Raw genomic sequence first — 6,525 nt, 5'->3', positions numbered from 1 at the left:
GCGGCTGCGCCTCCGGGCGCGGGCGCTGGGGGTGAGCGCGGCGAGCCTGTGCCACCTGGCGTGGGCGCAGGTGCTGGCGCGGCTGAGCGGCCGGGAGGACGTGGTCTTCGGGACGCTGCTCTTCGGCCGGATGCAGGGCGGCGAGGGGGCGGACCGGGTGATGGGCCCGCTGATCAACACGCTGCCGGTGCGGATCGGGGTGGGGGAGGAGGGGGCCGAGGCGGCGGTGCGCCGCACGCACGCCCTGCTGGCGGACCTGCTGCGGCACGAGCACGCCTCGCTGGCGCTGGCGCAGCGCAGCAGCGGCGTGGCGGCACCCGCGCCGCTGTTCACCTCGCTGCTGAACTATCGCTATGTGGGTGGGACCGGGCGTTCCTCCGGGGCGAGGCAGCCGCGAGAGGGCGTGCGGGGCATTCGCGCGGAGGAGCGGACGAACTACCCCGTGGCGCTCTCCGTGGACGACCGGGGGGAGGCGTTCTCGCTCACGGCGGAAGTGGCGGCCCCGGCGGAAGCGGAGAGGGTGTGCCGAATGATGCACACGGCGCTGGAGCGGCTGGTGGAGGCGCTGGAGGTTGCTCCCGGCCGGGCGATCGGGAGCCTCGACGTGCTGCCGGAGGCGGAGCGCGCGCTGGTGCTGGAGGAGTGGAACCGCACGGACGTGGAGTACCCTGCGGGTGCCTGCATCCACGAATTGTTCGAGGCGCAGGCGGCGCGCACGCCGGACGCGGTGGCCGTGCGCTTCGAGGAGGAGGCGCTCACGTACCGCGAGCTGAACGAGCGCGCGAACCGGCTGGCGCACTCCCTTCGGCGGCGTGGGGTGGGCCCGGAGGTGCGGGTGGGAATCTGCCTGGAGCGGAGCCCGGAGATGGTGGTCTCGCTGCTGGCGGTGCTGAAGGCCGGGGGCGCCTACGTGCCGCTGGACCCCGCGTACCCGGCCGACCGGCTGGCCTTCATGCTGGCCGACTCGGCGGCGGCGGTGCTGCTGACGCAGGAGAGGCTGCGCGGCGCGTTCGCGGCGCGGGCAGGGACGGACGTGGTGAGCGTGGAGCCCGCGGAGGCGGAGCTCGCGGGGGAAAGCGCGGAGAACCCCGAGAGCGGAGCGGGGCCGGGCTCGCTGGCATACGTAATCTACACGTCCGGGAGCACGGGGACTCCCAAGGGTGTCGCGGTCGAGCAGCGCGCGCTCGTCAGCTACACCGCCTACATCGCCCGGGAGTTTGCGCTCCGGCCGGCCGACCGGGTCCTTCAGTTCGCCTCCATCAGCTTCGACGCCGCGGCGGAGGAGGTCTTCCCGACCCTGCTCTCCGGCGCGACCCTGGTGCTGCGCACCGAGGAGATGCTCGAAACCCTGGGGTCGTTCTGGGAGGCCTGCGACCGGTGGGGCGTCAGCGTCCTGGATCTGCCCACGGCCGTGTGGCACCACGTGTCGCCCCACCTGGATGCGAATCCCGGGGCGCTCGCGGCTTCGCTGCGGCTGATGGTGATCGGCGGGGAATCCGCGCTCCCCGAGCGGGTGCGCGCGTGGCAGGCCGCGGCGGGCGGACGGGTGCGCCTGCTGAACGGCTACGGGCCCACCGAGACCACCATCGCCGCGACGTTCTGGAAAGCGCCGGAGGGCGGCGGTGTCTCGCGGGTGCCAATCGGGAAGCCGGTCTCCAACACCCGCTGCTACGTGCTGGACGCGGCAGGGCGGCCGGCGGCGGTCGGCGTCCCGGGCGAGCTGTACGTGGGCGGGGTGCAGGTGGCGCGTGGCTACCTGCACCGCCCCGCCGCGACCGCCGAGCGCTTCGTCCCCGACCCGTTCGCGGCCGAGCCCGGCGGGCGCCTGTACCGCACGGGCGACCGTGTGCGGTGGATGGCGGATGGGAACCTGGAGTACCTGGGCCGCCTGGACGCGCAGGTCAAGGTGCGCGGATTCCGGGTCGAGCTGGGCGAGATCGAGGTGCGGCTGGCCGAGCACCCGGAGGTGCGCGAGGCCGTCGTCCTGGCGCGGGAGGACGTGCCGGGGGACAGGCGGCTGGTGGCGTACGTGATGGGCGCCGTGGAGGCGGACGCGCTGCGAGCCCACCTGCGCCAGAGCCTGCCGGAGCACATGGTGCCCGCGGCGTACGTCTGCCTGGAGGCCCTGCCGCTGACGCCCAACGGCAAGGTGGACCGGAAGGCGCTGCCGGCGCCGGAGCTCGCGTCGGCGGAGGACCGGTACGTGGCGCCGCGTACGCCGGCCGAAGAGGTGCTGGCGGGGGTCTGGGCGGAGGTGCTGCGGCGGGAGCGGGTGGGGGTGGAGGAAAGCTTCTTCGACCTGGGCGGTCATTCGCTGCTCGCCACTCGCGTGGTCTCGCGCGTCCGGGAGCTGTTCGCCATCGAGCTGCCGCTGCGGGCGCTCTTCGAGGGACCCACCGTGGCGGAGTTGGCCGGGCGCGTGGAGGAGATGCGCCGCGCTGGGCTGCCGGTGCTGCCGCCGGTGGTGCCCACCGAGCGCACCGGGCCGCTGCCGCTCTCCTTTGCGCAGGAGCGGCTCTGGTTCCTGGACCACCTGGAGCCGGGGAGCACCACCTACACCATCCCCGCGGCGTGGCGCCTGGGCGGAGCCCTGGACGAGGCGGCGCTGGAGCGGGCGCTCGGCGAGGTCGTCCGGCGCCACGAGGCGCTGCGGACGGTCTTCGCCGAGGTGGACGGCTCGCCGGTGCAGGTGATCGCGCCGTTCGGCGGGTTCGCCCTGCCGGTGGAGGACCTGTCGGGGATGGACGAGGCGGCGCTCAGGCGGCGCGCCGGCGAGGAGGCGCGGCGCGCGTTCGACCTCGCGGCGGGCCCGCTCTTCCGCGCGGTGCTGCTGCGGCTGGGCGAGGAAGACCACGGGCTGCTGGTTTCGATGCACCACATCGTCAGCGACGGGTGGAGCATGGGGGTGTTCTTCCGCGAACTCTCCGCGCTGTACGCGGCGTACCGCGCGGGCGGTGAGTCGCCGCTGCCCGAGCCGGCGGTGCAGTACGCCGACTACGCGATGTGGCAGCGCGAGCAGCTGGAGGGCGAGGTGCTGGACCGTCAGCTGGCGTACTGGAAGGAGCGCCTGGCGGGCGCGCCGGAGCTGCTGGAGCTGCCCACGGACCATCCCCGTCCGCCGGTGCAGACGTACCGGGGCGCGTCGGTTCCGGTGCGGCTCCCCCTGGAGCTGCTGGAGCGGCTGCAGGCGCTGGGACGCAGCGAGGGCGCGACGCTGTACATGACGCTGCTGTCCGCCTTCCAGGTGCTCCTCTCGAAGTACGCCGGCAGCGAGGACGTGGTGGTGGGAAGCCCGATCGCCGGGCGCACGCGCCGGGAGGTGGAGGAGCTGATCGGCTTCTTCGTCAACACGCTGGTCCTGCGTACCGACCTCGGTGGAGAGCTCACCTTCCGCGAGACCCTGCGGCGGGTGCGCGAGGCGACGCTGGGCGCGTACGCGCACCAGGAGGTGCCGTTCGAGAAGCTGGTGGCCGAGCTGCAGCCGGAGCGGTCTTTAAGCCACTCGCCGCTCTTCCAGGTGATGTTCACCCTGCAGGACGCCGGGGGCGCGGGAGCCGCGCTGCCGGGGCTGAACGTGAGCGGAGCCGGTGCGGAGCTCGAGGGCGCCCAGTACGATCTTTCCCTGACGCTCGCGGCGACCCCCCAGGGGCTGCGTGGCGCACTGACCTACGCCACGGACCTCTTCGAGCGCGGCACGGTCGACCGGATGCTCGGCCACCTGGGACGGGTGCTGGAGCAGGTCGCCGCGGACGCCGACGTGCGGCTTTCGCGGCTGGAGCTGCTCGGGGATGCGGAGCGCGCGCTGGTGCTGGAGGAATGGAACCGCACGGCGGCCGAGGTTCCCGCCGGCCAGTGCATCCACCAGCTCATCGAGGCGCAGGCCGCGCGCACGCCGGACGCGGCCGCCGTGACCGCGGAGGAGGCGTCGCTCACGTACGCGGAGCTGAACGCGCGCGCCAACCAGCTGGCGCACCACCTGGCTCGCCGCGGCGTGGGGCCGGAGGTGCGCGTGGGCCTTTGCCTGGAGCGCGGCGTGGAGATGGTGGTCTCCATCCTGGCCGTGCTCAAGGCGGGCGGCGCGTACGTGCCGCTGGACCCGGGCTATCCGCCGGAGCGGCTGGCGTACATGCTGGAGGATTCCGGCGTCGCCGTGGTGCTCACCCAGGAGCGGTTGCGCGGCATCCTCCCCGCCTCCCGGGTGCCGGCGCTGGACGTGGACGCGGCGTGGGATTCGGTCGCGCGGGAAAGCGCCGAGAACCCCGCGCCCGCCGTGACGCCGTCGAACGTGGCGTACGTCATCTACACCTCCGGCTCCACCGGCCGGCCCAAGGGGGTGATGAACCAGCACCGCGGCGTAGTGAACCGCCTGGTGTGGATGCAGGCGCAGTTCGGCATCGGCGCCGGCGACGTGGTGCTGCAGAAGACGCCGTTCTCCTTCGACGTGTCGGTGTGGGAGTTCTTCTGGCCGCTGCAGCAGGGGGCGCGGCTGGTGATGGCGCGCCCGGACGGGCAGCGCGACCCCGCCTACCTGCGCGACGTGATCGAGCGCGAGGGTGTGACGACGCTGCACTTCGTCCCCTCCATGCTGCAGCCGTTCGTGGAGACGGTGGAGGCGGGCCGCTGCGGCTCGCTGCGCCACGTCGTCTGCAGCGGCGAGGCGCTGCCGCCGTCGCTGGTGGAGCGCTTCTACGACCGCCTCGCCGGCCCGGTGGTGCTCACCAACCTGTACGGGCCGACCGAGGCGGCCGTGGACGTGAGCTGCTGGACCTGCCCGCGCGACGAAGCGGCCGGCGTGGTGCCGATCGGCCGCCCCGTCTGGAACACGCGGCTGTACGTGCTGGACGCGGCGCTCCAGCCGGTCCCGGTGGGCGTGCCGGGCGAGCTGTACATCGGCGGCGTGCAGGTGGCGCGCGGCTACCTGGATCGTCCCGGCCTCACGGCGGAGCGGTTCATCCCCGATCCCTTCTCCGCCGATCCGGGCGCGCGCCTGTACCGTACGGGCGACAAGTCGCGTTCACGGGCGGACGGCGCCATCGAGTACCTGGGCCGGCTCGACTTCCAGGTGAAGGTGCGCGGCTTCCGCATCGAGCTGGGCGAAATCGAGGGTGTGCTGCGCCGGAGCCAGGGAGTCGCCGACTGCGTGGTCATGGCGCGCGCGGATGCAGGCGACCCGCGGCTGGTGGCGTACGTGGTAGGCGACGTGGAGGCGAGCGTGTTGCGCGAGCACCTGCTCCGCGAACTCCCGGAGTACATGGTCCCTGCGGCGTTCGTCCCGCTGGACGCGCTTCCGCTGACTCCCAACGGAAAGCTGGACCGCAAGGCGCTGCCGGCCCCGGAAGACGATGCGTACGCGCGGCGGAGCTACGAGGCACCGCTGGGGGAGGTGGAGGCGGCGCTGGCGGAGATCTGGGCAGAGGTGCTCGGGGTGGACCGGGTGGGGCGGTGGGACCACTTCTTCGAGCTGGGCGGACACTCGCTCCTGGCGATCAAGCTGATCGAGCGGATGCGGCGGGTGGGGTTGTACATGGACGTGCGGGCGCTGTTCACCACGCCGGTGCTGTCCGAGCTGGCCCTGGCCGTCGGCGGAGCGTCTTCGGAGGTGGATGTCCCGCCGAACGGGATCCCGGAGGGGTGCGGGTCCATCACGCCGGAGATGCTGCCGCTGGTGGAGCTCACGCAGGGGGAGATCGACCGGATCGTGGCGGGGGTGCCGGGCGGAGCCGCGAACGTGCAGGACGTTTACCCGCTGGCCCCGCTGCAGGAGGGGATCCTCTTCCACCACCTGCTGTCGCGGGACGGGGACCCGTACCTGATGTCGAGCGTGACGGAGTTCGACACCCGCGCGCGCCTGGAGCAGTACCTGGCGGCCCTGCAGGCGGTGATCGATCGCCACGACATCCTGCGCACGGCCGTGGCCTGGGAAGGGCTGCGCGAGCCGGTGCAGGTCGTCCTGCGGCACGCGCCGCTGCCGGTGGAGGAGGTGGAGCTGGATGCGGGGGCCGGGGCAGACGGGCAGCTGTGGCGGCGCTACGATCCCCGGCACTACCGGATGGACCTGGGGCGGGCGCCGCTGCTGCAGGCGTGCATCGCCGAAGACCGCGCAAGTGGCCGGTGGCTGCTTCTCACGCTCACGCACCACCTGGCGACCGACCATGAGTCGCTGGAGGTGCTGCGGGAAGAGCTCTCGGCGCACCTGCGGGGCCTGGAGTCGGAGCTGCCGGCGCCGCTGCCCTTCCGCAACTACGTGGCGCAGGCGCGCCTGGGGGTGAGCCGCGAGGAGCACGAGCGGTTCTTCCGGGGGATGCTGGGCGACGTGGAGGAGCCGACGGCGCCGTACGGGCTGATGGACGTGTGGGGGGAGGGACATGGGATCGCGGAGGCGGTGCTGCCGGTGGCGGCCGACCTGGGCGCGCGGCTGCGCCTCCGGGCGCGGGCGCTGGGGGTGAGCGCGGCGAGCCTGTGCCACCTGGCGTGGGCGCAGGTGCTGGCGCGGCTGAGCGGCCGGGAGGACGTGGTCTTCGGGAC

1 protein-coding gene is annotated in these 6,525 nt (G+C 73.5%); it reads left to right on the top strand.

What is annotated here, in order from left to right; all coding sequences use genetic code 11:
- On the top strand, positions 1-6,525 hold a 6,525-nt coding region (locus VF632_RS26340; protein ID WP_331025939.1), incomplete at both ends, for an amino acid adenylation domain-containing protein.

This window comes from Longimicrobium sp. (assembly GCF_036388275.1).
Taxonomy (GTDB): domain Bacteria; phylum Gemmatimonadota; class Gemmatimonadetes; order Longimicrobiales; family Longimicrobiaceae; genus Longimicrobium.
This window is presented reverse-complemented; position numbering and strand designations above follow the sequence as displayed.